The following is a 3355-nucleotide window of genomic DNA, read 5'->3' as shown; positions in this document are numbered from 1 at the left end:
GCTCAGTAGCGGATCCGGAAGCCCCGGTCACCGGCCACCGCGGCGTCACGGACGGCGACGTCGCGGACCCGGGAGCCCGTCGGCCCGCGGCGGCACCAGGCGACGAGCGCCTCGACGGCGTCCACCTCGCCCTCGAGGTGTGCGGCGACCGAGCCGTCGGGCTCGTTGCGCACCCAGCCGGTCACGCCGAGCCGCTCGGCCTCCTGCTGGGTCGCGGCGCGGTAGGCGACGCCCTGCACCCGGCCGGTGACGTGGAGGTCGACGGCGGTGGGCGCAGGCGCGGCGGTCACAGGATGGCGCCCGGCGTGTACGCCGCGGCCCCGGGGTGCGCGGCGGCCAGCGCCTCGACCCGCGCGACCACGGCCCGGGTCTGCGCGACCGCGGCCCCGGTGAACTCGATGGGCTCGGCCACCAGGCCGTCGATCTCCTCGCGGGTCAGCCCGAGCCGGGGGTCGGCGGCGAGCCGGTCGAAGACGTCGTTGTCGGCCTGCCCGCGGCGCATGTCGAGCGCCACGCCGACGGCGGCCTCCTTGATCGCCTCGTGGCCGGTCTCGCGCCCGACGCCCTTGCGGACGGCGGCCATCAGCACCTTGGTGGTGGCCAGGAAGGGCAGGTAGCGGTCGAGCTCGCGCTGGATCACCGCCGGGAAGGCGCCGAACTCGTCGAGGACCGTCAGGAAGGTCTGGAAGAGCCCGTCGACGGCGAAGAACGCGTCGGGCAGCGCCACGCGGCGTACGACCGAGCAGGAGACGTCGCCCTCGTTCCACTGGTCGCCGGCGAGCTCGCCGATCATCGACAGGTAGCCGCGGGCGATGACCGCTAGCCCGTTGACCCGCTCGCAGGAGCGGGTGTTCATCTTGTGCGGCATCGCCGACGAGCCGACCTGGCCCTCCTTGAAGCCCTCGGTCACCAGCTCGATGCCGGCCATCAGCCGGATCGTGGTGGCCAGGTTGGACGGCGCGGCGGTCAGCTGGACCAGCGCGGACAGCACGTCGAAGTCCAGCGAGCGCGGGTAGACCTGGCCGACGCTGGTCAGCACGTGGTCGAAGCCGAGGTGCGCCGCGACCCGGGTCTCGAGCTCGTCGAGCCTCGAGGCGTCGCCGCCGAGCAGGTCGAGCATGTCCTGGGAGGTGCCCATCGGTCCCTTGATGCCGCGCAGCGGGTAGCGGGCGAGCAGCTCCTCGACCCGCTGGACCGAGATCAGCAGCTCGTCCGCGACGGTCGCGAAGCGCTTGCCCAGGGTGGTCGCCTGCGCGGCCACGTTGTGCGAACGGCCGGCCATCACGGTGGTCTCGTGCTCGGCGGCCAGCCGAGCGAGCCGGGTCAGGGTGGCGACCGCACGGTCGCGCAGCAGGGCCAGGGACTGCTTGACCTGGAGCTGCTCGACGTTCTCGGTGAGGTCGCGGCTGGTCATCCCCTTGTGGATGTGCTCGTGGCCGGCGAGGGCGGCGAACTCCTCGATGCGCGCCTTCACGTCGTGGCGGGTGACCCGCTCGCGGGCGGCGATGGACGGGAGGTCGACCTGGTCCACGACCTTCTCGTAGGCCTCGATCACGCCGTCGGGGACGTCGACCCCGAGGTCGCGCTGGGCGGTGAGGACGGCGATCCACAGCTGCCGCTCGAGCACGATCTTGTGCTCGGGGCTCCAGATCGCGGCCAGGTCGGCCCCGGCGTAACGGGTGGCGAGGACGTTGGGGACGGTCATCGGGTCTCCAGGTGGGGTGCGTCGGCGAGCATCAGGGGTCGGTCCATGTCTGTGGGGGGCCGCCAGGACTCCCATTCCTCGTCCAGCGGCCAGGCCCGGGCCTCGACGAGCTCGGCCCGCACCCGGTCGGCGAGGGCGAGGAGGGCGCCGGCCTGCTCGGCGGTGAAGAGGCCCGCCCGGGTGAAGGCGGCGAGCTCGTCCTCGTCCTTGAGCCACAGCCCGGCGTCGTCGCTGCCGTCACTGCCGCCGCCGTCGTCGGTGTCGCTGCCGCCGGCGTCGAGCCAGAGGTCCAGGGTGAGGTCGCGGGTGAGCACCCGCGCCTCGCCGGAGACCGGCCGCTGGTGCACCAGCTCGAGGTTGACGTAGTGGCCGGCGAAGGAGCCGTCGTCCTCCCAGAAGTACCAGAGGGACCACGGCACCCCGGTGGGCGCGACCCGCAGGATCCCGGTGCCGTCCCAGGTGCGGGTCAGGCGGTCGTAGTCGCGGCTCGCGGCGAGCCCGGCCCGCTCGTCGAGGCTGCGCTGGCGCAGCCCCTTGCCGTCGCGCGGGACGACGGCCAGGCGCTCGGAGCCCGCGGGCAGCCAGGCCACCAGACCACGCTCGTCGTCGCGCACGACCCGCAGGACGTCGACGCCGAGGGCGTAGTGCCAGCTGACGACGGAGCCCGCCTCGAGGAAGGGCGCGGTGCCCGGGGTACGCACCGCGGCGTCGTACGGCACCCGGAGCGGCTCGAGCACCTCCAGGTCGGCCTCCACTTCCGGGGCGACCGGGCCGGTGAACCGGCGCATGGTGCCGCCCGAGTCGGTGACGACCTGCTCCTCGCGCGCGTCGGTCACCTCACTGCTCCCCGGTGAGGGAGGCGCCCTCGACGACGCCCAGCGGCTCGGCGGCGATGTCCCGGCGCCACTGGGCGCCGGGGAACGAGATGGTGTTGATGCCCTCGTAGGCCTTGGCCCGCGCGTCGGCGACGTCGGAGCCGACCGCACGCACGGCGAGCACCCGCCCCCCGGCGGTGACGAGCTCTCCTGCCGGGGTGCGGGCCGTGCCGGCGTGGATCACGTCCACGTCGGTCTCGACCGCGAGGGTCTCGGTGCCGACGACGACGTCACCCGTCGAGGACGACTCCGGGTAGCCCGCGCTGGCCATCACCACGGTCACCGAGGCACCTTCTGCGAAGGTCGGGTCGGGTACGGCGCCCAGGTCGCCGTCCGCGGCCGCCCTGAGGAGGTCGCCCAGCGGGGAGGTCAGCAGGGCCAGGACCGGCTGGACGTCCGGGTCGCCGAAGCGGCAGTTGAACTCGATCACCCGCGGGCCGTCGGCGGTGAGCGCGAGACCGACGTACAGGGTGCCGACGAAGGGGGCGCCGCGGCGCACCATCTCGTCGAGGGTGGGCTGCACGACGGTGGCGAGGACCTGCTCGGGGAGGTCGGCCGGCGCCCACGGCAGCGGCGAGTAGGCGCCCATGCCGCCGGTGTTGGGGCCGCGACCACCGTCGAGGATGCGCTTGAAGTCCTGCGCCGGCTGCAGCGCCCGCGCGGTCCTCCCGTCGCAGACGGCGAAGTGCGAGCGCTCGGGGGCGGCGTGGTACTCCTCGAGCTCCACCGGCTCGCTGGCGGGGGCGGGCGCGGGGGCGGCGTCGCGGTCGGGGGT

4 protein-coding genes are annotated in these 3355 nt (G+C 74.3%); all 4 read right to left on the bottom strand.

The features are described from left to right. Positions 1-2: 2 nt before the first annotated feature. Complete coding sequence (locus ACXJKL_RS17660; RefSeq protein WP_457208319.1) at positions 3-290, bottom strand: acylphosphatase; 288 nt, start codon at positions 288-290, stop codon at positions 3-5. Then, the gene (gene purB / locus ACXJKL_RS17655; protein ID WP_457208318.1) at positions 287-1705 is read right to left on the bottom strand and encodes an adenylosuccinate lyase; all 1419 of its coding nucleotides are present in this window, start codon (positions 1703-1705) and stop codon (positions 287-289) included. The genes ACXJKL_RS17660 and purB overlap by 4 nt, the downstream gene beginning before the upstream one ends. Continuing rightward, positions 1702-2541, bottom strand: a complete 840-nt coding sequence (locus ACXJKL_RS17650; RefSeq protein WP_457208317.1) for a DUF402 domain-containing protein — start codon at positions 2539-2541, stop codon at positions 1702-1704. Before ACXJKL_RS17650 ends, purB begins: the two co-directional genes overlap by 4 nt. Before the next feature lies 1 nt (position 2542). After that, positions 2543-3355: phosphoribosylamine--glycine ligase (locus ACXJKL_RS17645; RefSeq protein WP_457208316.1), on the bottom strand; the 813-nt coding region annotated here is incomplete at its 5' end.

This window comes from Nocardioides sp. P5_C9_2 (assembly GCF_054049555.1).
The sequence above is the reverse complement of the archived record's forward strand: the minus strand, read 5'-3'. Positions and strand labels throughout refer to the sequence as shown.

Coding starts and splice junctions, on each gene's coding strand:
- purB (WP_457208318.1), bottom strand. CDS start 1,705: ATGACCGTCCCCAACGTCCTCGCCACCCGTTACGCCGGGGCCGACCTG.